Origin of the sequence: Variovorax trehalosi (assembly GCF_051216415.1) — a bacterium.
Lineage (GTDB): Bacteria > Pseudomonadota > Gammaproteobacteria > Burkholderiales > Burkholderiaceae_C > Variovorax.
Genome location: NZ_JBPJZG010000004.1, coordinates 367,671 through 389,489, shown reverse-complemented (window position 1 = coordinate 389,489; position 21,819 = coordinate 367,671). Strand labels below are relative to the sequence as shown.

The window sequence follows — 21,819 nt, the reverse complement described above, 5'->3', positions numbered from 1 at the left end:
GCTGTGTCTCAGGGAGCGACGGGCTGGCCGGGCGTGCCAGCCGGAATGCCGCCGATGTCTGCGGCGGCGGCCGGCGGGCGCGTGCCGTCCGGGTCCGACTTGTCCTCGGTCAGCCGGCCGAAGTTGCTGCCCACGTCCTGCTCGAGCTGGCGCGAGCGCTCGATGCGCTGCCGGCTGTCCGCCGGGCCGACCACGCGCGGCGTGATGAACACCACCACTTCCTGTTCCTTGTCGGTGTCGTTGTCGGCACGGAAGGCGCGCCCGATGATCGGCGTCTTGCGCAGGCCCGGCACGCCATCGCTGGAGCGCGTGGATTCGCGGCTCAACAAGCCCGACAGCACGATGGTCTCGCCGGCCTTCACGTTGAACTCGGTGTCGGTGCGCCGGATCAAGAGGCCCGGGATGCCCTGCACCGCCACGCTGCGGTCGATGCTGCTCACCTCGGTGAGGATGCTGCCCGACACATTGCCCTCGCCATCGGCGATGGGCTTGATGTTGAGGCGCACGCCATAGGGCTTGAACTCCACCGAGCCCGCGCCCTGCGTGCTGAGCGCGGGCAGCGGGATCTCGCCGCCGGCCAGGAACTTGGCCTCGCCGCCGCTGCGCGTGGAGAGGTTGGGCGAGGCGAGCAGGAAGGCGTTGCCGCGCTGAACCAGGAGGTTGATGCGCGAGGTGAGGCTCAGGCCGATGCCGAAGTAGGCCTCGGGCATGCGCCGGTTCTGCGAGAGCAGCGCCGTGCCCTGCGCCGTGGAGGTGTTGAAGGCCGAGCCGTCGGGCAGGATGCGGTAGCTGCCGCTGGAGGCGATGTCCGAGAACAGGCCGAAGTTGAAGCCGTCGCCCGAGCTCTGCCAGCGCACGCCCAGGTCGTCGAGCGCGGTCTTGCTGAACTCGACGATGCGCACCTGGATGTCGACCATGCGGTCCACGCGGATGCGGTCGGCCGTGGCCAGCGACACCACCGCGGGTGCATAGAGCTGCGCCACGGTGTTCAGGCGCTCCACCGCGGCCGGGTCGAGGCTGTTGCCATCCATGATGATGCGTTCGCCGATGCGGCGGATGTTCACGCCCGAGATGCCGTGCGTGATCTCCCGCAGCTCGTCGGCGATGCGCTCCAGGTCCACCACGTTCACGCGCACCTTGAGCTTGCGCACGGTGCCGTTCTTGTCCCAGACATGCAGCGTGCTGTCGCCCGCGTCCTGCGCGGTGATGAGCATGTTGGCGCCGTCCAGTACGCGGGCCTCCATCACCTTGCCGTTGCCGATGGCCACGCGCGACACGCCCGGCATCTTGACCAGCGCCATCTGCCCGACATAGAGCGTGAGCAGATCGGGCAGCCGCTGCAGCACGGTGGCGCGCGCGGCAATGCGCTGCAGCTCGGCCTCGGTGATGGAGGCCTGCGTGGGCGGCGGCGCGGGCGGGCGGATGCCCGGCGAACTTTCGGCACGGGCCGCCGCCGGCGCGCCCGGCGCCGAGAACGACGGCGCAGGCGCCACCGTGCCCAGAGGCACGGGCGATGCCGTCGGCATGCCGGGGTACGGACCCTGCGCCTCGGCCTGGAAAACAAGACACAGCGCCGTCGCTGCCAGGGTGCATCGCTTGAGGTTCATCGAACTTTTCTGGAGATCAGTAAATCGGGCACGCCCGCGCGGGGCGGCGGGTCTTCAGCGCGGCAATGCGGCGCCGGTCGGCAGCGCGGCACCCAGGCCGGGCGGGGGAGGAGCACCACGGCCGCCGGTGCCGCCGACGATGTATTCGACGCTGGGGCCCGAGGGCCCGCTGGCCACGGCCATCGAATGCCCGCGCTGCGGCCGGAAGCCGGCCACGATGGCGTCCAGGTCGACCGCGTCGACGCCGCTGGTCATGGTGGCCCGGTCCTCGGGGTTGCGCAGCGTGGCGATGATCTTTCCGAGGCGCTGCGCCAGGATGAGCTTCTGCGCATCCTGCGGCTGGATAGCCACGGTCACGGTGGAGTAGCGCTGCTGCGCATAGGGGTCGGTGTCGGCCGACACGTCGGAGCGCTTCCTCATCGCGGCGAACTGCTCCGAGGTGATCTGGCCGGTGGCGCGCACCTCCACGTCCTGCAGGAGCGGGATCACCACCGAGGGATCGTTGGCCGCGGACTTCTCGACCATGTACATGAAGTCGATGCGGTCGCCGGCGCGCAGCATGCCCGAGATGGAGCTGATCTCGTCCACCGGAATGGTGATGGCGCGCACGCCCTGCTCGATCTCCTGCGCGAACACCTTGCGCGGCGCCGAGAAGAACGACGCGAGCAGCGGCTTGCCGGCGGCCACCGGCACCGAGAGCTGGCGGCCCGCGAACTGCGAGAAGGTCTCGGGCGTGATCGCGTCGTTGTGCACGTACTCGTTGGGCACCGAGCGCTTGGCCACCATGGTGGGCAGCACGGTGGTGCCGTCGCCCAGCGCGCGGTTGGCCACCACCACGTCACGGCGCTGGCTGTCGGCGTCCTTCTCGAGGCTGGCGGCGATTTCGCGCTCGCTGGCCCGAAGGTAGTACCAGCCCAGGCCCGCGGCCAGCAAGCCCAGCATCAGGGCACCGATCAGGGGGGACAGCCGTTTGACGCTTTGCTTGAACTTGAGGAGTCCCGGAGATGATTTCATGCCTGGCTACAAAGGATAGGAAAGGGTGTACGAGTAGGTCGACCAGGCATCGCGGAAGGCCTTGATGAGCAGCGCCACCACCGAGCGGTCGGCGCCCGGGAAGGTGGCGAACAGCATCACGGCCAGGATGCCAGCGACGATCACGTATTCGGTGATGACCTGGCCGCGCTGGGCGCGGCGGGAAGAAGAACGATGGCTGCGTGGGCGCATGGCGGTCGCTCTCATTCCGGAGAGGTCTGGCTGGCGACGATGAAGTAGCCGTCGTCGCGCCTGGAGATGGCTACGGTCATCTCCTCGCTGTTGCGGCGGAACACCAGCGACGAGCGCGTGCCGCCTTCCAGGGTGCGGTCCTGTATCAGCGTCCAGCCCAGGCGGATCATCTGTTCGCGCAGGTAGAGCGCGTTGGTCTCCACGCTCACGTTGTTGGTGACGACGATGGTGCGGTTGCGCTGGCCCTCGTCGAAGGAGAGCGTGTCCGAGACCACCTGCGAGCCGGCCGGGCGCGGAAAGCCCTTGCCGATGCGCTCGGCGCGCTCGCGCAGCGCCTGCTCGCTCTTGACCTCGTCGTAGACCACCGCCGCCACCAGCCGGCCCGCCGTGCCCGAGGGAACCGCGCGCAGCTGCACCGTGACTTGGTACAGGCCGAACCGCGCGCCGAGCACGCGCATGGGGCCGAGGGTGCTCACGCCGTAGCCGGTCTTGTCGGCCAGCCACTTTTCGTAGAAGCGCGAGACGACCTCCATCGAATCGGTGGACTCGATGCCGCGGATCTGCATGGGGATGGTGTTCTGCTCGATGTACTCGGCGATCCAGAAGGTCTTGGCGCCCTCGGGCGACGGGATCGCGGGCCAGTCGCGCTGCGGCGGCGCCGCGGCAGTCGCACCGCACAGGCAAAGCCATGCGGCGGCGAGCATCCATCGCAGGAACGGCGCGGGCAGGCTCATCAGGGCAGCGTGTTGACCACGGGGGTCGGCGGGAAGGCGCGGTAGTAGCGGAAATGGTCCTTGACGCTGCCGCCGTTCGCCTCGCCGTCGCCGCCGGTCTCGCCGGTCGCTCCGGGCGGGATGCGCTCGAAGCGGTCCAGCGGCGTCTTCTCGAGCGCATCGCCCGGCGTGAAACCCATGGTGAGGTTGTTCATGTCGAAGGCCGGAAAGACCTGCTTGATCTGGTAGGCCGTCTGGTGCATGCCGCCACGCAGCTGCTGGTAGAAGGCGCCGTCCAGCAGCTTCATCGGCACCAGGCCCTGGATCTTGGTTTCCTCACGGTTCGTGCCGCCGGCGTTCCAGGCTTCGGTGAGCATGGTGACCTGCTCGCTCATGTCCAGCGCGGGAACGTCCTTGAACTTGGTGTAGGTCTGGCTCACCTTCACCTCGTGGCGCAGGTACCCGCTGCTCACGATCTGGAACTTGCCCAGCGGCCCTGTGATCGCGTTGGCCCCGAGCGCCGCCTGTGCCACGCGGATGCCGTCGAACACCACGTCGCTCGCGTTGAGCAGCGACGGCAAGGGCGCGGCCGTGCTCGATGCGGTGACCGCCGTGGTGCGCTGGTCGATGGCCGGCAGCATCGGCTCGAACTCGGCGATGTCGGCGGCGTGGATGGAGATGCCGGGCGCCGAGCGGTTGCGAAAGATGTGGCGGCGCAGGTCGCGCGTGACCTCCGCATCGGTCTTCTTGATCGCACCCGACGCGCCCTTGGCTTCGGTGTCGGAGATGCCCTGGTTCTCCGGCATCCACACGGTGCGCTGCCAGGCCACCAGCTTGGCGGCGGCCACGGTCTGCATGCGCTTGGTGCCGTACTCGGCAATGGCCGGGATCGCAGCCAGCGTGAGGGCGGCGAAGCTCACGATGAGCAGCGTCTCGACCATCGCGTGGCCGGCGACGGCGGCGCTCGCGCGCGCCAGGTGTCCGGATGGGCGTCGATGCGAGCGGGTCATGCGCGGGCTTCCTTCATCAGTTGCCGTTGTCTTCGTCGGCCGAGCCGCCGACGGCCGCGCCGCCCATGGCGATGGCACGCGCCCACAGCGAGGGCTCCACGTTGTGCACGTGCCAGTAAGGGCTGAACAGGCTGCGGTGCTCGATGTAGCCGCCAGCGAAGCCCACGTTGTACTTGCCGATCGTCGAAGGATCGGCCACCGCGTTGTCGCGGCGCGCCCAGCGGTCCTGCGGCCGGCGGAAGTAGACCTGCGAGGTCGACAGCGCCTTGATCTCGCGGCCCTGGAAGTTGTCGCGCAGGCCCGCCTTGCCGTCGGCCGCGGAGTTGCCGAAGCCGGCGACCTCGCCCGTGCGCAGCTTGTCGCCGCCCTTTTGCACCACGAGCGTGAAGGCCGGGCCCTTGTCGGTGTTCTTGCCCCACTTGAGCGGGTTGGCGCCCTTGAAACCGTTTTCCGCGAGCCAGTTGTCCGACTCGTTGGCAATCATCGGCGGGTGGTCCTTGATCTCGGTGAAGCGCGGCATCGCCCAGCTCTTGGTGACGGTGCCGATGTCGGTGCGCGGGCTGTAGTGCAGCTTGGCGTTGAACACCAGCACCGCCATCGGGGCCAGCAGGAGCTCGCCGTTGCGGTCGCGGGCGGCCCTCTCGAAGGATTCGCGCTCCATGAACGCGGTGTCGCCGACCTCGCCGTTCAGGCCGCCGTAGGTGCGCCCTTCGCGGGCGTAGCTGCGCAGCGTGAGGCGCTGGCCTTCCCAGCTCTTCATGTAGTTGGGCCCGCCCGCAGCCGCCGCGCCGGCGCCAAGCCCGAAGCGGCCGCGCACGATGTCGTCCCAACCGCCGATGAGGTCGGTGTAGAGCACCCCGATGGGCAGCTTGATCTCGATCGAATCGGCCGACTGCCAGCGGATGCGCCCGGTCTCGTCGCCCACGATGCCTTCGGTCGCGACCAGTTCGGTGCCGCCCTTCCACTCGAGGAGTCCGCCCATCATGTCGCCGGTGATGCCGCCGAAGCCCGGTGGCGAGTTCGGGCTGCTGGAAATCATGCCCTGCAGGGCACCGGACATGCCCGAGGCGACCCAGCCGAGCACGTTGGGCAGGAAGCGGCGGTTCTTGGTCCAGTCGTCGCGCGTGGCCTGGGCGGCGTGCGCGAAGCGCAGCACCTCGTTGAACTCTTCGTCGTCGAACCCGAGGCTGCCCGACTGGTGGTAGCTCTTGAGATAGGTCCCCACGTCGGCCACGAACTTGATGACGAAGATCGCGGTCTCGGCCGGCGGGACCGAGGCGTCGGGGTCGTTCGAGTTGACGACATCCTTCACCAGCTGCGGCAACTGCGCCGTCGTGCCCAACAGCATCACGGCCTGGCTGGCCGAGATGCCCTGGTTGAACGCGCGAAGGATGTCGGCCCCGATCTGCAGCGGCTTGGCCGAAGGCTCGACGAAGCCGGCAATGCGGTCGGCCGTGCGCTGCAGGCGGTGTGCGCGAGGCACGTTGATGAGCGCCCATTGCAGCAAGAAGAGCGGGCCCACGACCGGGATGCGGCTGCGCTCCAGGTTGCGTATGCCCTTCATGGCCTCCGCGACCACCAGGCCCTCCTGGATGTTGGCCGCGCTCGTGATGAGCATGGCCATCGAGGTCTGCACGCTCGCCAGCGTCGCGACACTCGCCTCGTTGGCGGCCATCGCGCGGTTGGTGTAGGCCAGGTAGTTGAGGGTGCGTGCCGTGAGCACGTTGGCGCTGTAGGTGGCCGCGTCGGCCGTGTTCTGCAGCTTCATCTTCTCGCGCGCCGTGATGGCGGTGTTGTAGACCACCAGCACGCTCAGGAAGATGATCGGCAGCATCGCCACCAGGTACACGATCGCCTGGCCCGACTGGCGCCGGCGCGCAGGTGCGCCGGCACTGGCCAGTGGGAGCGAGGCGGCGGCTGGAGGCATCGCGCGATGTCGGTCAGGCCGTCAAGACGTCGGAAGGCGACTTACTTCGTGGCTTCCGCACCGCCCTTGGTGTAGGTGCTCATGTTCATGTTGACCTGGGCGTTGGTGGACGCCTTGCCGGCGGCGGTCTGCGCGTTCGTGACTTCGGTGGCGCCCGACTGGCCGCCGACTTCCTTGGCCATGCCGGCCACCTGGTTGCGCATGGTCTGGCCGAAGAAGCTGAATACGGCGATCGCGGCGATGGCGATCAGGCCCAGGATCACGAGGTACTCGGTCATGCCTTGCCCGCGGATCTTGATCTTCGAGGCAATTTGACGGCTCAGTTGGGTCAGGCGATGGATTTGCATGAGAGAAGTTCCTGAAAGGTGGCTGAAAGAACAGGCGGATCGTAGGGACGCATCCGTCGCGTGTTCGATACAGTTTTTGCGAATCCCGATACAAATTAACATTCGTAAAAAGATCGCAAAACAGTCGGAGTTCTTTAGTTCTCCAAACTGCCCGCACCTTCGAAACGCAGCTGGCTTTGCCTGCGAAATTCGGTCGGCGTCACACCCTTGATCTCGAGAAACCGGCGGTTGAAATTCGAGACGTTATTGAAACCAACTTCGTAACAGATCGAGGTGACGTAGCGCTCGCTCTGCATCAGCAGGAGGCACGCCTTGTTGATCCGCACTTCGTTCACATAGCCCAGGAAACTGTGGCCGGTGGCGCGCCGGAAAAGCCGGCTGAAGCGCCCCGCGTTCATGCCGAGCTCGGCCGCGATGTCGGCCGCGCTGATGTCCTTGGCGGGTTCGTTGGTGATGCGTGTCACCACGTCGTTGATGGCCTCGATGCCGTGATCGCCATCGGTCTGCATGCCTGACAAGAGGCGGTAGTCGGTACAGAGCGCCAGGTCGGCCAGGAAATCGCAGAACAGGCTGAAGCGCTTCAAGCCCCGCGCGTCCTTCACGCGATGCCAGTGCGCCTCGGCACTGGCCGCCATGCCGAAGAACTCGATGCCGTAGCGCGCGCGCTCCAGCATTCGCACCGCCTCCTGCAGCTCGGGAATGCGCTCGGCCGCCTCGAAGATCGGGTCGTGCAGGAACTGGATCACCAAGTCGCGCTGCGGTACGCCTTGGGGCGGCATGTCGAGCGATATCCAGTTGTGCGGCAGCTTCGGGCCGCACAGCACGAGATGCCCCGGCTCGAAGGCGCCGATCCAGTCGCCCACGAAGGCCTGGCCCGAAGTGGCGACGATCAGGTGCAGCTCGTACTCCTCATGGCAATGCCAACGCGCGAGCGGCGTGGGAAAGCCGTGCTCGAGGCAGCGCACCAGCCCCACCTCGGTCGATGGCTCGTAGCCGAGCTCGGTCGAGCGGCTGCGCTCGACCTCCAGTTCGGGGAGCAATTGGCGCGGTGATCGTTGGCTGGAACTCGTCATGGCTTTTTGTTGGGCTGACAGGAGACAACACGCCTGCGATCCTGGGGTTCGCGGGCGACGCGGCGATGAAGTGGCATCTTCGGGGGCAAACAGGTCTGCGGCGCGCTGGCACGGAAGGCGAGCGCAGGGACCGGGTTCGCGGGGCGCGAAGATATTGGTTGGGCCTTGCAATTGCCAGACCCTATGCGGACTACGAAGATTCGTATGCGCGCACGGCAAGCGCCGGATTCGCACCGCCAGCGTTGTCTAGACAAGCGCTTGCCGCACGGGCGCGCCAGTGCGGCCATCCCCCCGGGCGGTTGAGGGGGATGCTTGTCTAGGCAGACGGCCTGCAGGCCCCTCAGGCCGCGGCCAGCACCGTCGCCACGACCACGCCTTGCGCGGCCAAACGTTTGCGCATCGTCAGCACCGCCTGGTCCTTGCTGAAGAGGCGCGCCCGCTGCGCCACCGCGAGGTCGATGAAGACCTGGTCGTCGGGGTCCTTGCACACGCAGGGCGCGCGCGGCGGCTTGTCAGTCAAAAGGCTCACGCGTGCGTCGAAGGCCTCGAGCACGCTGGCCGCTTCCATCTCCCGCTGGGCCAGCCGCCGCGCGATCAGCGGGTAGCCGAGCACCCGCGCGAGTTCGGTGCGCATCGGCGCGGTGGCGATCCAGCGCAGTTCGCCGGACGCGAGCGCGGCGGCCAGCGGCAGGCAGTCGGGGTTGTCGAACACGAGCAGGTCGAGTGCGATGTTGGTGTCGATGACGACGAGGCCGGATTCTGGAAGGGTCATGGCGGCGAAGAAATGAGCGCCGATGTTGCACCATAGGCGACCCTGGTCAGCCGCGGGACGGGCGCGACGCCCCACAATGCTGCGGCGCGCACCGCGCCCGCTTCCAGACACCCTGCCCTCCTCCCTCATGAAACGACTCCCGCTGCTCTGCCTCGCCCTGCTCGCCTGCGCGGTCGCGCGCGCCGAATGGCTGACCCTGAGCGGCACGCCCGGCGATGCGGCCGGCAGCTACGTGCAGGTCGACCCGACCCGCATCGAGATCGACGGCGCGCGCCGCGGCGTGACCCTGCGCATGAGCCTGGCGCAAGACGTCGTCGGCAAGGATGGATTCAAGCTGCGCTCGTTCGAGGCCCGGGCCACCGTCGACTGCGAAGCGCGCACCGCGCGCTATGTGAGCGCCACTTATTTCGGCCTGCCGAACTTCGTCGGCGAGCCGGTGGCGGTGAAGCAGTTCGAGGACGACGACATCCGCCCCGTGACGCTGCCCGGCGCCCCGCCCGAGCTGGCCGCGCGCACCGTCAACGCGGCCTGCAGCGTCGGCAGCAGGAAATAGTCAGAAGCCGCGCAGGTCGTCCACCGGCAGCGCGAGGCTCGTGCCCGTGATGCGTTCCAGCGTGCGGCCGACGACGCCGATGTCGTTGTCGAAACCGCCGTGCCCCGCCACGTCCATGACCGGCTTGCCGCTGGCGTCGAGCGCGACCTGGATGCGGTCGTCCTTGATCCGCTGGGTGCGCCTGTCGAGCTTCGAGGCCTTGGCCGAATTGCGCCAGACGGAGAGCGCCTCGCCGGTGTCCGACGAACCATCCCACCCCGAATAGGCCTCGTCGTTCACCCGGTCCAGGCCGAGGATCGGCGTGTGCAGGTCGGCCTCCAGCGCGTTCGACACGAGGTACAGCAGCGACTTGCGATAGACCTTGCCGACGTTGTCGTCGGATTCGATCTTTTCCGAGAGCACGTCCAGGTGCAGCCGCTCCATCACCGCCGCGTTGCTCGCGTAGTGGCGGTTCGCGAAGGCGACGGTGCAGGCGGGCGCGTACAGGTTGACCGAAGCGAGCCGTTCGCTCAACCCGCCGTCACGGCCGGCACGCTTGCGCGCACTCAATGCGCTCAGCAGATGGCCGATGGCGATCGAGCCCGCCGAATGGCCGACCAGGTGCAGCTCGAACTGGTCCTTCCAGTTGGAGGCCAGCGCCTGGACCGCATCGAGCAGCAGGTCGCCGCCGCGGCGGTCGGCGAACGCGAGCTCGGCGTTCTCCTTCATCTCGCTCCAGATCGGGCGCGCGAGCGGGCGGCCGATGCCTTTCTCGATCAGGAGGTCGGTCTTGTCGGTGATGCGCTCTCCGATGCCGCCGCCGGCGGGGAGCGACGGCAGCTTGCCCTCGATGATCCCGCCGATCGATTCGAAGAGCCCCGTCTTCCACACCAGGAACAGCGGGTAGCAGCCATTGCCGACGAAGTAGCGCCCCATGGCGCAGGCGCGCTCGATGGCCTTGTCTTCGCTGTTGAGGCCGCCATGCACATAGAGCACGAGGCGCTTGCGCTGCGATGAAGGCTGGCGCCGGAACCAATCGTCGGGCAGCACGCAGGCCTGCTGCTGGAGCTTGCGCGGCTGCTCGTCCTCGGTGAGGTAGCGGCTCACCCGGCCGTCGTTGCCGAGCACCACGCTGTGCTGGTAGGCCAGGCCCGTGTCCCACCACTTGTTGCGGTCCGCGGCCGATGCGCTGCCGCGCGCCTCGGTGGCGGCGGTGCCGCTCACCGCCAGCCGGCCGGCCACCACGCCGGGCACGCCGAGCGAGACCACCCAGGCGTCCATCGCATGCGCGAGCCAGTCGAGGTAGCCGATCACCGCGAAGCCGCCCGCGCCCCAGCGGTTGCCCCAGGAGTTCTGCAGGATGAAGCCCTGTGCATTGAAGCCGATCAGCGCGAACGCATGGCCGCCTTCTTCCGAGCGCCGGCCGTCGAACGGAATGAGCGGAAGGTCGGCGTGCGTCTTGGGCGTTTTCGAGAGCTTCACCGCGCTCCAGCCCGCATGCGTGAAGGCCGAGACGAACACCGCGCGGTGCTGCGCGATCGCCGCCTGCATGTCGGTGATCGAGGAGGTCTCGATGCGGTAGTACACGCCGAGGGTGACGTTCGCCGCACGCGCGGCGAAGCCGTAGGTCGCGGCGCTCGACTTCTCGCTCGAATAGGGCCAGTCGGCCTCGAGGCACACGCCGTTGTTGAACCAGCCCTTGAGCGCGCCGCGGCAGCTCGAGCCTTCGTAGTTCTCGCCCTCGTACTCGTCGTGCCGGCGCGCCAGCGTGTAGAGCATGCGCGGGCTCACCGAGTCCATCTTCGCGGGCAGGCCCGACTTCACCCAGCGCAGGTAGTTGACGACGCAGCTGAGGCCAAAGCCGGTGCACGCGCCTTCCTGGCCCTGGTCGAGGATGAGCCCGGCCTTGTCGTAGGCCGGCAGGTACTTGCGCATCTCCTCCACCGGCGGGTATTCGTCGGGCAGGCTGGTCGCGGCGGGCAGGTAAAGGCGGTCGCGCAGGTCGGCGGCATCCTTGCGGGTGCGCAGGTCGGACGTACGGCGCGCGGGGGTTTTCGGTTTGGCTGCCGCTGCAGCGCTGCCTGCGCGCGCAACCGTGGGGGCATCGCTCCACACCGTCTTCGCGCGCTCGAAGACGTCGCGGAACCGGTCGAGGCCGTGCGCGCCGCCATTGACCAGCCGGCGTGCTTCGCGCAGGCCATCGCGCCCGCCGACACCGTCGTTGCGGATCGCATCGCGGAACTTGACCGCCTTGTCGGCGAGGAACAGCGCGAGCAGCACCGCCGCGATTTCGGGCGCATTCGCGCGGTCGGGCGTCGCCTCGAGCGGCAGGCCGACGCGCTGGCCGTAGCGCCGGTAGTTGTCCTTGCCGGTCAGCTGCACGAAGCCCCGGCCGCGGTAGCGCTCGCCGTCACCGGGCTGGCCGTTGCCCAGGTCGGTGCGCGTGTCGTAGAGGCTGAAGGGCGCGCCGCCGGGTGGCGTGTTGAATTTGGAGATGCCTTCGGCAATCGGCACGAAGCCCTCGGTCTCGGACCGGATGGTGCCGAGCGCCCCGAGAATCATCGGCCGGTCGGTGAGCTTGGCGACGCCGAGCGCGGCCTCGATGTACGGCAGGTAGCGCGCGATGTTCGCGGCCTTGGTGGCGGGGAACAGCTTGCTCACGTGGGCCACATCGAGCGCCAGTTCGAACTCGCGCTTGTCCAGTGCGATGAGGTTGAGCAGCACCTGGCAGCGCGGCCCGATGACGCCATCGCCGATGAGGCCGACGCCGGCCTGCCATCGGCGAATGGCGGCATCGAAATCGTCGTCGATCGGTGTGCCGGATCGGGCGAGCGATGCGAACAGCTCCGCGTCGCTGCCCAAGGCTTTTGCGAGGGCCTTGCGCAGGCGTTCGACGTCTTCGCCGACGCTGCCTTTGCTCATCAGGATGTCCATGCCTTCCCCTTCATGCGGGCCGTGACGGGCCGCGGGAACGCATGGTGAAACTCGCGCGGGGGCGCGTCTATCCGTCGGATTGGCTAGGCCAAGCGTTGCGCTCCGTTCGGGGCGTGAGCACCGCCCTGAATGGGCCTACTTACGTGCGGAGCCGGCCACCATGTCGAAGCGGAACAAGCGGCATTCGATAGGACCGTTCCACATCGGCACGCGGCGCGACTCCTTCAGGCGCATCTGTTTCGGCAGCTTCAGGTCAGGGGTCAGGACCCAGGCCGTCCACCCGGCATAGTTCTTCTTCCAGTGGGTGGCCAATTGAGGGAAGAACTCGCTGCCATCTCCCTCTTCGGTCTGCGCGGATTCGCGCGCGCCGGAACGTCCCGTGCCCGCCACGCCGCCGACTTCGATCCGTTCGCCATAGGGCGGATTGAGCATGATCACCCCGCCTTCGGCCGGCGGCATGCGCTGCAGCGCATCACCGCCGCGGAACTCGATGGCATCGGCCACGGCGGCGCGCTCCGCGTTGCGCTCGGCAAAGTCGACCATGCGGTGCGACACGTCCGAGCCGAAGATCGCGACGCTGCCCGGCTTCACGGCCGATTGCGCTTCTTTCTTGATCGCGTCCCACACGTGCGCCTGGAACGGCAGCAGCTTCTCGAAGCCAAAGCGCCTGAGCGACCCGGCCGCGATGCCGCGCGCGATCTGCGCCGCCTCGATGGGAATGGTGCCGCTGCCACAGCAGGGGTCGTACAGCGGCTGCCCCGACACGGTGCCCGTCTCGGGGTTCCACCAGCCGCTGGCGGCCAGCATGGCGGCGGCCAGGGTTTCCTTCAGCGGGGCATCGCCCTTGTCCTGGCGCCAGCCGCGCTTGAAGAGCGGCTCGCCCGAGGTGTCGATGTAGAGCGTGCAGCTGTCGGTGGTCAGGTGGGCGAACACGCGGGTGTCGGGCCACTGGGTCTCGATGCTGGGGCGCACGCCGTTGGCCTTGGCGCGGAAGCGGTCGGCAATCGCGTCCTTGATACGCAGGGTGGCGAAATTCAGGCTCTGCAGCGGGCTGTGCTGGGCGGTGGTCTCGATCTTGAAGGTCTGCTTGGGCGTGAACCAGATCTCCCAGGCCACGCCGCTCGCGATGGCGTACAGGTCGTTCTCGTTGCGGTAAGGCGCATGGGCCAGCTCGACCAGCACCCGCTGCGCGAGCCGGCTGTGCAGATTGAGCTTCAGGGCGTCGCGCCAGTCGGCGCGCACCCGCACGCCGCCGCGCAGCGTGAGCAGGTCTTGCCCGACGCGACCCGTGAGGGCGTGCACCTCTTGGGCGAGGAATTCCTCGACGCCGGCGGCGCAAGGCAGGAAAAAGGAGAGATCGTTCACGGGAAATTGGCCATCGGGAAGCCCGACTAGGGGACTCCATTGTCGCCGCGTCACAGTCCTTCTCTATATAGTCGATTTGCCGATGAATCCCACCCCCGCACCTTCGGTCGCTCCGGCCGCCGCCAGCAGCGACCGCTTCGCGATCCAGTGCGAGGTGCTGCGGCTCTCGATCCGGCCCATCGGACCAGTGCTGCTGGTGCAATACCTGCTCAATTGCGGCGTGGCGGCGCTCTTCGCCTGGCAGTACTCGCTCACGCGCGCGCTGGTGTGGATCGCGCTCATCACCGGGGTGACGGTGATGCGCGGCTTCTTCCCCCAGCGCCTGCCCGATCCCTTCACGCCCGAAAGCCTGCGCCATGCCCAGCGGGTGCACACGCTGCGCACCGCCGTCTGGGAACTGGCGCACGGCCTGGCCGGCGTTCTGCTCTTCAACCCCGAGCGGCCCGACCAGCAACTGCTGCTCGGCCTGATGCTGATGGGCATGACGCTGTCGTCGGCGTTCTCGGTGTCGTTCTACACGCCGGCCACGCAGTTGGCGATCACGCTACTGCTGGCGCCGGTGATCGTGACCGGCCTCACGCTGGGCGCGCCGACGATGATGGCCGTCTCGGTGATCGGCATCGGCCTCACCGCCATGATGTGGAAGCTGGTGGCCGAGCGCTCGCGCCAGCTTGAGGAGAACATCGGCCTGCGCCTGAACGAGCGCACGCTGCGCGAACAGGCGCTCGCGGGCCTGCGCGCCTCGGAGCATGCGCAGGCCGAGCGGCTGCGCTTCTTCTCGGCCGCCAACCACGACCTGCGCCAGCCGGTGATGGCCATCGGCCTGCAGGCCGAGGTGCTGCGCCAGCAGCTGGACACGGGTGCGGACACCGCTGCGGTCCAGCACACCGTGGTCTCGCTCGCGCGGGCGCAGCAGGCGCTCGAAGGGCTCACCAACCAGTTGCTCGAAATCGGCCGCATCGAGGCCGCCGTCGACCCGCTGCGGCCCGTGGCGGTGGCGCTGGCGCCTCTGCTGCAGGACCTGGCGCGCCAGGCTGGCGATGGCCGCGTGGCGGTGCGCTGCCCGGCCGGGGCCGTGGCGTGGACCGATGCGGTGTCGCTGCGCCGGGTGCTGGCCAACCTGGTCGACAACGCCGTCAAGTTCACGCCGCGCGGCCGCGTGCTCCTGGCGGTGCGGGCGCGGCACCGGGGCGCCGAGCGGGCCTGGCGTGTCGAGGTGCGCGACAGCGGCATCGGCATCGCGCTGGACGCGCAGGCGCGCGTGTTCAACGACTTCGAGCAGATCGGCAATGTCGAGCGCAACCTGCAGCACGGGCACGGCCTGGGCCTCGCGATCGTGCGGCGGCTGGCCGCGCAGCTGGGCATCGAGGTCTGGCTGCGCTCGGCGCCGGGCCGGGGCTCGGTGTTCAGCTTCGAGCTGCCCGCGGCGCTGGGCTATGGGGCAGCGGCCACGCAGGTTGCTCCCGCGCCTCAGGCCAGCCCTGAAGCCGCACCCACGCTGCTGCGCCCCGGCCTCGCCGTGCTGGTGGTGGAAGACAACGCCGTGGTGGCCGACAGCCTGTATGCGCTGCTGCGGCAGTGGGCGGTGGAGCCGCGCGTCTACGCCAGCGCCGCCGAAGCGCTGGCGCTGGCCGACCTGCGCGCGCTCAGCGTGGCGCTGTGCGACATCCGCCTGCCGGGCGCGCTCGACGGCATCGCATTGGCGGAACGGCTGCAGGCGCAGAACCCGGCGCTCACCATCGCGCTGATCTCGGCCGACATCAACGAGGCCACCCAGCGGCTGGCCACCGAGCGCGGCTGGCATGCGCTGCGCAAGCCCGTGCAGCCGGACGAGCTGCGCGGCGTGCTGCTGCGGGCCCAGCAGCGTTCCTGAGCGACGAAGCCGGCCGCCTGGCACGACCGTGCACCACCGGAGGCCACGCCTTCCGGGATATGCTCCGCGCACAGGCCGCCCGCCCTGCCCCCGATGTCCGCCGACACCCCTCTTCACCCCCCAGCCGCCGGCCAGCGCTATGGCGGCGTGGCCATCGTGCTGCACTGGCTGCTCGCGGCCATGATCGTCGGCTCGCTCGGTGTGGGGCTCTACATGACGGGGCTGCCCTTCTCGCCGCAGCGCATCAAGCTCTACAACTGGCACAAGTGGGCTGGCGTCACGATCCTGCTGCTGTCGGCGGTGCGGCTCCTGTGGCGGCTCGCGCACCGCCCGCCAGCGGTGCCGGCGCAGGTGCTGGCCGCCATGCCGCGCTGGCAGATTGCGGGCATGCGGGCGAGCCACGCGGCGATGTACCTGCTGTTCTTCGCGGTGCCGCTGTTCGGCTGGGCCTACACCTCAGCGCTGGGCATTCCGGTCGTGTGGTTCGGGGTGCTGCCGCTGCCCGACTTCGTGCCGTTCGACAAGGACCTTGCCGAGGCCATACTCAAGCCGCTGCACAAGGCGAGCGCCTTCACGCTGGCCGCAGTGGCGCTGCTGCACACCGCGGCGGCGCTCAAGCACCACTGGATCGACCGCGATGGTCTTCTGAAACGCATGTGGCCCGGACCGCGCCACTGAAGGAACCTGCTGGATGACGCGCCTCTTTCTCCCGATCCTGCTGACCCTGGCGGCGGCCATGCCCGCCGCCGCCGAACCGGGCGCGAAGCTGATTGCCGACAAGAGCCATATCGCCTTCGTCAGCAAGCAGATGGGCGTGCCGATGGAAGGCGCCTTCAAGAAGTTCGACGCGCAAATCGCCTTCGATCCGAAGAAGCCCGAGGGCGGCAGCGTCGCGCTGCAGATCGATACCGCCAGCGCCGGCTTCGGCGTGCCGATGAGCGATGCCGAGCTCCCCAAGGCGCCGTGGTTCGACGCCGCCAAATTCCCGCAGGCGAGCTTCCAGTCGAGCGCCATCAAGGCCCTGGGCGACGGCAAGTTCGAGATGGCGGGCAAGCTCACCATCAAGGGCACGTCGAAGCATGTGACGGTGCCCTTCACGATCGCACCGGCCGGCGGCAACTACGCGGTGGCCACCGGCTACTTCACCATCCAGCGGCTCGACTACAAGGTGGGCGACGGCGAATGGACCGACACCTCGGTGGTCGGCAACGACGTGCAGGTGCGCTTCAAGCTCACGCTCGCGGGCCTCGGGCCGCTCTGAGCATCGATCTTTCTTCCGATTTCATTCCCATGTCCCACACCCCCACCGCCATGAAGAAACTCCTCCTCGCCTCGGTGCTGTCGGCCACGGCCCTCCCGTTCACCGCCATCGCGCAGGAATACACGGCTCCCGCCGTGGCCGCCAAGCCCGCGGGCGGCCCCGTGAAGAACGGCAACTACGTGATCGACCCCACCCACACCTTCGTGATGTACGAGATGGGCCACTACGGCACCACCACCAACCGCGGCCGCTTCAGCACCAAGGACGGCTCGGTGCAGATCGACGGCACGGGCACAAGCGGCAAGGTCGACATCACGATGGACATCGGCACCATCAACACCGGCGTCGACCTGCTCAACCGCCATGTGCAGAGCAAGGACTTCTTCAACGTCGCCGAATTCCCGACCGGCCGCTTCGTGGCCGACCGCATCGACTTCAGCGGCGACAAGGTCGTCGACGTGCCGGGCACCCTCACGCTCATGGGCCAGACCAGGCCGGTGACGCTGAAGGCCGTGCGCTTCAACTGCTACCTGAACCCGCTGATCAACCGCCAGGTGTGCGGCGGCGACTTCGAGACCACCGTGCAGCGCAGCGACTGGGGCATCAACTGGGGGCTGAACTTCGGCTTCGAGAACAAGGTGAAGCTGCTGGTGCAGGTCGAGGCGGTGAACGTGTCGGCGCAGTGATCTCCCCCACCGACACCAAAGAAATCCATCCATGACAGAACACGCACGCTGCCGCTGGGCCCAGGGCGATCCGTTGATGCAGGCCTATCACGACGAGGAATGGGGCGTGCCGCAGCACGATTCGCGCATGCTGTGGGAGATGCTGATGCTCGAGGGCTTCCAGGCCGGGCTCGCGTGGATCACCGTGCTGCGCAAGCGCGAGGCCTTCCGCGAGGCCTTCGCGAACTTCGATCCGAAGAAGGTCGCGCGCTTCGGCGAGGACGACATCGCGCGCCTGATGGCCAATGCCGGCATCATCCGCGCGCGCGCCAAGATCGTGGCGACCATCGAAGGCGCACGCATCTACAACGAGATGGCGGCGCGCGGCGAGAGCTTCGACGACTTCTGCTGGTCGTTCACCGACGGGAAGGTCGTGAAGGGCGACGGCAAGAGCTTCCCGACCCAGACGCCGCTGTCGGAGCAGGTCTCCAAGGAAATGAAGCGCCGGGGCTTCAAGTTCGTCGGGCCGACGATCGTCTATGCGTGGCTGCAGGCGGTGGGCATCGTCAACGATCATTCGCTGGGCTGCTTCCGGCGCACGGCGCGTTGAACGAGTATTGAACGGATCTCTGTCAGGTCACCACCATGAGCAACATCACCATTCCATTGCTGGGCATCGCGGGCGCGATGACCGTCGGGGCCATGAGCCCGGGTCCGAGTTTCGTCATGGTCGCGCGCACGGCCGTGACTTCGCGCAGCGACGGGCTCGCGGCAGCGCTCGGCATGGGCGCGGGCGGACTCGTGTTCTCGATTGCCGCGCTGGCCGGGCTGCAGGCGGCGTTTCTCGCGGTGCCGGGGCTCTACCTTGCGATCAAGGGCCTCGGCGGCGCGTACCTGATCTACCTGGGCTTTCGCATCTGGCGCGGCGCGCGGCAGCCGCTCGCGATGACGCAGGACACGGACGCTTCGCCTCGGCAACAGGGCCGCGGCGGACGCACCTTCCTGCTCGGGCTCGCCACGCAGGTCAGCAACCCGAAGACGGCGGTGGTCTACGCGAGCATCTTCGCGGCCTTCCTGCCACGCGAGGTGCCGCTGGTGCTGGCGCTCGCGGTGCCGGCGGTCATCTTCTGCATCGAGACGGGGTGGTACGCGATCGTTGCGCTCGCCCTCTCTTCGGCGGCGCCGCGCTCGGCCTACCTGCGCTACAAGACCTGGATCGACCGCGCGGCCGGCGGCGTGATGGGGTTGCTGGGCCTGCGACTCGTGTGGTCGGCCGTGCGCGGCAACTGATCCAGCGAAGCTAGAGCAAGCTCTCCGGCGTCAGCGGCGCCAGCAGCTCGAGCATCGTGCGGTCCCAGAAGCCGGAGTCGGGCTCCTCGTTCAGCACGGTGGTCTTGCCCGCGTCCTCGCTGACCCACTCGATGTGCGACTCGCCGCTGCCTTCGACGAAGCGCAGCCGGTAGGCGCCCTGCTGCTTGAGCACATCGATGAGCTTGAGCGCCTGCTGCGCCATCTCGGCGCTGCGGATGAAAAGGCCGATCTCGGTGTTGTAGGTCTCCGAGCGCGGATCGAAATTCATCGAGCCGACGAAGAGGATGCTGCGGTCGATCACCGCCGACTTGGCATGCAACCGGCCCACCGAGGTGCCGAACAATCCCAACCGCACGCTGCGCCGCGTGCGGTTGGTGCTCAGCTCATAGAGGTCGGCGCCGAGCTTGAGCATCTCGGGCCGGTAGCGGCGGTAGGCGGTGTGCACCAGTGGCTCGTCGGTGGCGGCCAGCGAGTTGGTGACCACGCTGATCTTCACGTTGCGCCGACGGATCTCCTTCATCACCTCGAGCCCCGCGGCGCCCGGGATCAGGTAGGGCGAGACGATGGTCACCTCGCTGCGCGCGCGGCGCATCTGCTCGACCACGTTGTAGCGCACGCTGTCGACATCGAGCAGCGGCACGCCGCCGTACGACGCTGTCTTGCCGATCACGCGATCGGGTGAATCGGCGTACGCCTCGGCCAGGGTCCAGATCAGGCCGAGCTTGCCGGCGTTCAGGTCGTCGGCCATCGGGCTGTAGCCGAGCAGGTCGTTGGGCGCGGGCTTCGGCGGCGGGGGCGTGGTGTCGGGGCCGGTGGCGATGTCGAAGCGCTTCTGCAGCTCCTCGCGCGAAAGATCGCTTGTGATGAGCGACTGGACCGGCCGCACGTAGACGCTGTTCCAGTACTGGTCGAACAGCACGCCCAGGCGCGGGATCAGCGCACCGGTCACGAAGGTGTCGAGGTCGATGAAGTTCTCGCCCGAGGTCCGCGTGAAGTACTGGTTGCCGATGTTGCGCCCGCCCGCCACCGCCATCGCGCCATCAGCGATGAAGAGCTTGTTGTGCATGCGGCGGTTGACGCGGCTGAAGTCGAAGAGCGACGCGGCAAAGCGCTTGAGCAGGCTGCCGCGCCCGGCCGGGAACGGATTGAAGAGGCGCACCTCGACGTTCGGCGTGGCGGCCAGGCCGAGCAGCAGCTCGTCTTCGCCAGAGGTGTACAGGTCGTCCATCAAGAGGCGCACGCGCACGCCGCGCTGGGCGGCATCGCGCAGGGTGCGCAGCAGGTAGCGGCCGGTCTCGTCGTTCTCGATCTGGTAGTACTGCACGTCGAGCGTGCGCTGGGCACGGCGTGCGAGCTGGATGCGGGTGTCGAAGGCGAAGTCGCCGCCGGGCATCAGGCGAAAGCCGCTGAGGTCCGGATCGGGCTGCGAGGCCAGCGCGATGCGGCCGAGCGCGGTGTCGGTCGAGACGGCGATGGTCTTGGTGGGCGGGCGCGGTGCCTCGTCGGGCAGGGTGGCGCAACCCGCGAACAGCGATGCAGCCACGATGGCGAAGACCCAATGCCCACAGCGCGACAGCAGGCGACGGGTCATCGGTGGCTTTCTACAGGGCCTTGCGCAGATTCGCGGGCGCGATGCGCAGCGCCTCGCGGTACTTGGCCACGGTGCGGCGCGCGCACTCGATGCCCTGCTCCTTCAGCATCTCGGAAATCTGGCTGTCCGACAGCGGCTTCTTGATGCTCTCGGAACTCACGAACTGCTTGATGAGCGCGCGTACCGCGGTGCTCGACGCATTGCCGCCGGTCTCGGTGCCCAGCGCCGAACCGAAGAAGTACTTGAGCTCGACCGTGCCGAACGGCGTGGACATGTACTTGGCGGTGGTCACGCGCGAGATGGTCGACTCGTGCAGGCCCAGCTCGTCGGCGATCTCGCGCAGCACCAGCGGGCGCATCGCGAGTTCGCCGTGCACGAAGTAGCTCTTCTGCCGCTCCACGATGGCGTTGCTCACACGCAGGATGGTGTCGAAACGCTGCTGGATGTTCTTGATGAACCAGCGCGCCTCCTGCAGCCGCTGCGACAGCGCCTGGCTGCCCTCGCCCTTGTGCGACTTGAGCGCGCCCGCGTAGATGTCGTGCACGCGCAGGCGCGGCATCACCTCGGGGTTGAGCATGACGCGGAACTTGATGTTGGTGCCGCGGCCGGTCTTGGTGACGATCACGTCGGGAATGACGATGTTGCGCTCGACGTCGACAAAACGGCGACCCGGCTTGGGCTCCAGGCGCGCAATGATCTGCAGCGCCGAGCGCACCAGCTCTTCGTTGGTGCGGGTGAGCGTGGCCAGGCGCTTGAAGTCGCGCCGTGCGAGCAGTTCCATCGGCTGCTTGCAGATCGCGATGGCGGTCTTGCGGATGAGTTCTTCGTCCTCGGTCTCGTCTTCGCTGGCGAGCGCACGCAGCTGGATGCCCAGGCACTCGCCCAGGTCGCGCGCGCCGACGCCGGCGGGCTCCAGGCTCTGCAGCAGGCCGAGCGCCACCTGGAAGTGGTGCACGAGTTCGTCGAACTGGTCGTTGTCGTCGCCCGCCAGGCCCGAGGCCAGCGCGGGCAGCGAGTCTTCGAGGTAGCCGTCGTCGTTGAGCGATTCGATCAAAAAGCGCAGCGCGGCACAGTCGTTTTCATTGAGGCGCAGGCTCAGCGCCTGGCGGTGCAGGAACGACTGCAGCGATTCCTGGCTGCGCGCGAGCTCGGTGGCATCGGCGCGTTCGTCGTCGCCCAGGTTGTTCTGGCGCGCGGGCGCGTCGCTGCCCCACTCGCTGTCGTCGGGCGCCATGTCGACGGTACCGTCGCCTTCCCAGTCGGGCTCGCGCTCGGTGATCTCGGCGGCGGGGCCGTCGGTGTCGGGTGTCGAGGTGGTTTCGGTCGCGGTCGTCGCGCTGCTGGTCGGGACCGGGGCGAAATCGCCTTCACCGGTTTCGCCACCGTCGTCGCGGGGCACCGGCGTGTCGACGGCATCGAGCCCGAATTCCTCGCGCGCCGCTTCTTCCGCGGTGCGCTCGAGGAACGGGTTCTCGTCCAGCATCTGCTCGACCTCCTGGCTCAACTCGAGCGTGGAGAGCTGCAGCAGCCGGATCGACTGCTGCAGCTGTGGCGTGAGCGCCAGATGCTGCGAGACGCGAAGGGACAGCCCTTGCTTCATGAAGAACCCGACCT

General features: G+C 68.2%; 20 protein-coding genes. 7 read left to right on the top strand and 13 right to left on the bottom strand.

Going from position 1 to position 21,819, the window contains the following annotated elements:
• Positions 1-8: 8 nt before the first annotated feature.
• The 9 genes from ACSFA7_RS17440 to ACSFA7_RS17400 form a co-directional block, all read right to left on the bottom strand.
• Positions 9-1,607 (bottom strand): type II and III secretion system protein family protein, encoded by a 1,599-nt coding sequence (locus ACSFA7_RS17440; RefSeq protein WP_435500541.1) that lies wholly within the window; start codon positions 1,605-1,607, stop codon positions 9-11.
• A 54-nt stretch (positions 1,608-1,661) separates the two neighbouring features.
• Positions 1,662-2,621 (bottom strand): Flp pilus assembly protein CpaB, encoded by a 960-nt coding sequence (gene cpaB, locus ACSFA7_RS17435; protein WP_435500540.1) that lies wholly within the window; start codon positions 2,619-2,621, stop codon positions 1,662-1,664.
• 6 nt (positions 2,622-2,627) lie between these two features.
• Positions 2,628-2,831: a hypothetical protein gene (locus ACSFA7_RS17430; RefSeq protein WP_435500539.1), complete on the bottom strand. Its 204-nt coding sequence runs from the start codon at positions 2,829-2,831 to the stop codon at positions 2,628-2,630.
• Positions 2,832-2,842: 11 nt separating this feature from the next.
• Positions 2,843-3,565, bottom strand: coding sequence for a hypothetical protein (locus tag ACSFA7_RS17425; protein WP_435500538.1), 723 nt, complete (start codon positions 3,563-3,565; stop codon positions 2,843-2,845).
• Positions 3,565-4,554 carry a hypothetical protein gene (locus ACSFA7_RS17420; RefSeq protein WP_435500537.1) on the bottom strand — a complete coding sequence of 330 codons (990 nt, stop codon included), beginning with the start codon at positions 4,552-4,554 and terminating at the stop codon, positions 3,565-3,567. Before ACSFA7_RS17420 ends, ACSFA7_RS17425 begins: the two co-directional genes overlap by 1 nt.
• Before the next feature lie 16 nt (positions 4,555-4,570).
• Entirely contained in the window at positions 4,571-6,481 is a 1,911-nt protein-coding gene (locus ACSFA7_RS17415) for a pilus assembly protein TadG-related protein (RefSeq protein ID WP_435500536.1), read from the bottom strand.
• A gap of 41 nt (positions 6,482-6,522) precedes the next feature.
• Entirely contained in the window at positions 6,523-6,828 is a 306-nt protein-coding gene (locus ACSFA7_RS17410; RefSeq protein ID WP_435500535.1) for a Flp family type IVb pilin, read from the bottom strand.
• A gap of 134 nt (positions 6,829-6,962) precedes the next feature.
• Positions 6,963-7,901: an AraC family transcriptional regulator gene (locus tag ACSFA7_RS17405; protein ID WP_435500534.1), complete on the bottom strand. Its 939-nt coding sequence runs from the start codon at positions 7,899-7,901 to the stop codon at positions 6,963-6,965.
• Between the two features lie 340 nt (positions 7,902-8,241).
• The gene (locus ACSFA7_RS17400; RefSeq protein ID WP_435500533.1) at positions 8,242-8,673 is read right to left on the bottom strand and encodes a putative toxin-antitoxin system toxin component, PIN family; all 432 of its coding nucleotides are present in this window, start codon (positions 8,671-8,673) and stop codon (positions 8,242-8,244) included.
• 127 nt (positions 8,674-8,800) lie between these two features.
• On the opposite strand from ACSFA7_RS17400, the gene ACSFA7_RS17395 reads away from it, so the two are divergent.
• Positions 8,801-9,226, top strand: a complete 426-nt coding sequence (locus tag ACSFA7_RS17395; RefSeq protein ID WP_435500532.1) for a surface-adhesin E family protein — start codon at positions 8,801-8,803, stop codon at positions 9,224-9,226.
• Here ACSFA7_RS17395 and ACSFA7_RS17390 read toward each other — a convergent pair whose 3' ends face one another.
• Together ACSFA7_RS17390 and ACSFA7_RS17385 are read right to left on the bottom strand one after the other, a co-directional pair.
• Positions 9,227-12,139 carry a C1 family peptidase gene (locus ACSFA7_RS17390; protein ID WP_435500531.1) on the bottom strand — a complete coding sequence of 971 codons (2,913 nt, stop codon included), beginning with the start codon at positions 12,137-12,139 and terminating at the stop codon, positions 9,227-9,229.
• 135 nt (positions 12,140-12,274) lie between these two features.
• A complete protein-coding gene (locus ACSFA7_RS17385) occupies positions 12,275-13,504 on the bottom strand; it encodes a THUMP domain-containing class I SAM-dependent RNA methyltransferase (protein ID WP_435500530.1) in 1,230 nt (409 codons plus the stop codon).
• 82 nt (positions 13,505-13,586) lie between these two features.
• Here ACSFA7_RS17385 and ACSFA7_RS17380 point away from each other — a divergent pair, with 82 nt between their 5' ends.
• The 6 genes from ACSFA7_RS17380 to ACSFA7_RS17355 all read left to right on the top strand — a co-directional run bounded on the left by ACSFA7_RS17380 (position 13,587) and on the right by ACSFA7_RS17355 (position 18,593).
• A complete protein-coding gene (locus ACSFA7_RS17380) occupies positions 13,587-15,377 on the top strand; it encodes a sensor histidine kinase (protein ID WP_435500529.1) in 1,791 nt (596 codons plus the stop codon).
• Between the two features lie 93 nt (positions 15,378-15,470).
• Entirely contained in the window at positions 15,471-16,055 is a 585-nt protein-coding gene (locus ACSFA7_RS17375; RefSeq protein ID WP_435500528.1) for a cytochrome b, read from the top strand.
• 13 nt (positions 16,056-16,068) lie between these two features.
• Entirely contained in the window at positions 16,069-16,638 is a 570-nt protein-coding gene (locus ACSFA7_RS17370; RefSeq protein WP_435500527.1) for a YceI family protein, read from the top strand.
• A 50-nt stretch (positions 16,639-16,688) separates the two neighbouring features.
• Entirely contained in the window at positions 16,689-17,324 is a 636-nt protein-coding gene (locus ACSFA7_RS17365; protein WP_435500526.1) for a YceI family protein, read from the top strand.
• A 31-nt stretch (positions 17,325-17,355) separates the two neighbouring features.
• Positions 17,356-17,913, top strand: a complete 558-nt coding sequence (locus ACSFA7_RS17360; protein ID WP_435500525.1) for a DNA-3-methyladenine glycosylase I — start codon at positions 17,356-17,358, stop codon at positions 17,911-17,913.
• 35 nt (positions 17,914-17,948) lie between these two features.
• Positions 17,949-18,593 (top strand): LysE family translocator, encoded by a 645-nt coding sequence (locus tag ACSFA7_RS17355; protein ID WP_435500524.1) that lies wholly within the window; start codon positions 17,949-17,951, stop codon positions 18,591-18,593.
• Between the two features lie 10 nt (positions 18,594-18,603).
• Here the strand turns inward: ACSFA7_RS17355 and ACSFA7_RS17350 are convergent, their stop codons facing one another.
• Together ACSFA7_RS17350 and rpoN are read right to left on the bottom strand one after the other, a co-directional pair.
• Positions 18,604-20,205, bottom strand: coding sequence for a phospholipase D family protein (locus tag ACSFA7_RS17350; protein ID WP_435500523.1), 1,602 nt, complete (start codon positions 20,203-20,205; stop codon positions 18,604-18,606).
• A gap of 10 nt (positions 20,206-20,215) precedes the next feature.
• Positions 20,216-21,805 (bottom strand): RNA polymerase factor sigma-54, encoded by a 1,590-nt coding sequence (gene rpoN / locus ACSFA7_RS17345; protein ID WP_435500522.1) that lies wholly within the window; start codon positions 21,803-21,805, stop codon positions 20,216-20,218.
• Between the last annotated feature and the right edge of the window lie 14 nt (positions 21,806-21,819).

What these genes read in the sequence shown, in the direction of transcription:
- ACSFA7_RS17370 (WP_435500527.1), top strand. Translation starts at nt 16,069, where the DNA reads ATGACGCGCCTCTTTCTCCCGATCCTGCTGACCCTGGCGGCGGCCATG.
- ACSFA7_RS17360 (WP_435500525.1), top strand. Translation starts at nt 17,356, where the DNA reads ATGACAGAACACGCACGCTGCCGCTGGGCCCAGGGCGATCCGTTGATG.
- ACSFA7_RS17415 (WP_435500536.1), bottom strand. Translation starts at nt 6,481, where the DNA reads ATGCCTCCAGCCGCCGCCTCGCTCCCACTGGCCAGTGCCGGCGCACCT.
- ACSFA7_RS17365 (WP_435500526.1), top strand. Translation starts at nt 16,689, where the DNA reads ATGAAGAAACTCCTCCTCGCCTCGGTGCTGTCGGCCACGGCCCTCCCG.
- ACSFA7_RS17400 (WP_435500533.1), bottom strand. Translation starts at nt 8,673, where the DNA reads ATGACCCTTCCAGAATCCGGCCTCGTCGTCATCGACACCAACATCGCA.
- ACSFA7_RS17350 (WP_435500523.1), bottom strand. Translation starts at nt 20,205, where the DNA reads ATGACCCGTCGCCTGCTGTCGCGCTGTGGGCATTGGGTCTTCGCCATC.
- cpaB (WP_435500540.1), bottom strand. Translation starts at nt 2,621, where the DNA reads ATGAAATCATCTCCGGGACTCCTCAAGTTCAAGCAAAGCGTCAAACGG.
- ACSFA7_RS17375 (WP_435500528.1), top strand. Translation starts at nt 15,471, where the DNA reads ATGTCCGCCGACACCCCTCTTCACCCCCCAGCCGCCGGCCAGCGCTAT.
- ACSFA7_RS17405 (WP_435500534.1), bottom strand. Translation starts at nt 7,901, where the DNA reads ATGACGAGTTCCAGCCAACGATCACCGCGCCAATTGCTCCCCGAACTG.
- ACSFA7_RS17410 (WP_435500535.1), bottom strand. Translation starts at nt 6,828, where the DNA reads ATGCAAATCCATCGCCTGACCCAACTGAGCCGTCAAATTGCCTCGAAG.
- ACSFA7_RS17395 (WP_435500532.1), top strand. Translation starts at nt 8,801, where the DNA reads ATGAAACGACTCCCGCTGCTCTGCCTCGCCCTGCTCGCCTGCGCGGTC.
- ACSFA7_RS17420 (WP_435500537.1), bottom strand. Translation starts at nt 4,554, where the DNA reads ATGACCCGCTCGCATCGACGCCCATCCGGACACCTGGCGCGCGCGAGC.
- ACSFA7_RS17440 (WP_435500541.1), bottom strand. Translation starts at nt 1,607, where the DNA reads ATGAACCTCAAGCGATGCACCCTGGCAGCGACGGCGCTGTGTCTTGTT.
- rpoN (WP_435500522.1), bottom strand. Translation starts at nt 21,805, where the DNA reads ATGAAGCAAGGGCTGTCCCTTCGCGTCTCGCAGCATCTGGCGCTCACG.
- ACSFA7_RS17425 (WP_435500538.1), bottom strand. Translation starts at nt 3,565, where the DNA reads ATGAGCCTGCCCGCGCCGTTCCTGCGATGGATGCTCGCCGCCGCATGG.
- ACSFA7_RS17390 (WP_435500531.1), bottom strand. Translation starts at nt 12,139, where the DNA reads ATGGACATCCTGATGAGCAAAGGCAGCGTCGGCGAAGACGTCGAACGC.
- ACSFA7_RS17430 (WP_435500539.1), bottom strand. Translation starts at nt 2,831, where the DNA reads ATGCGCCCACGCAGCCATCGTTCTTCTTCCCGCCGCGCCCAGCGCGGC.
- ACSFA7_RS17355 (WP_435500524.1), top strand. Translation starts at nt 17,949, where the DNA reads ATGAGCAACATCACCATTCCATTGCTGGGCATCGCGGGCGCGATGACC.
- ACSFA7_RS17380 (WP_435500529.1), top strand. Translation starts at nt 13,587, where the DNA reads ATGAATCCCACCCCCGCACCTTCGGTCGCTCCGGCCGCCGCCAGCAGC.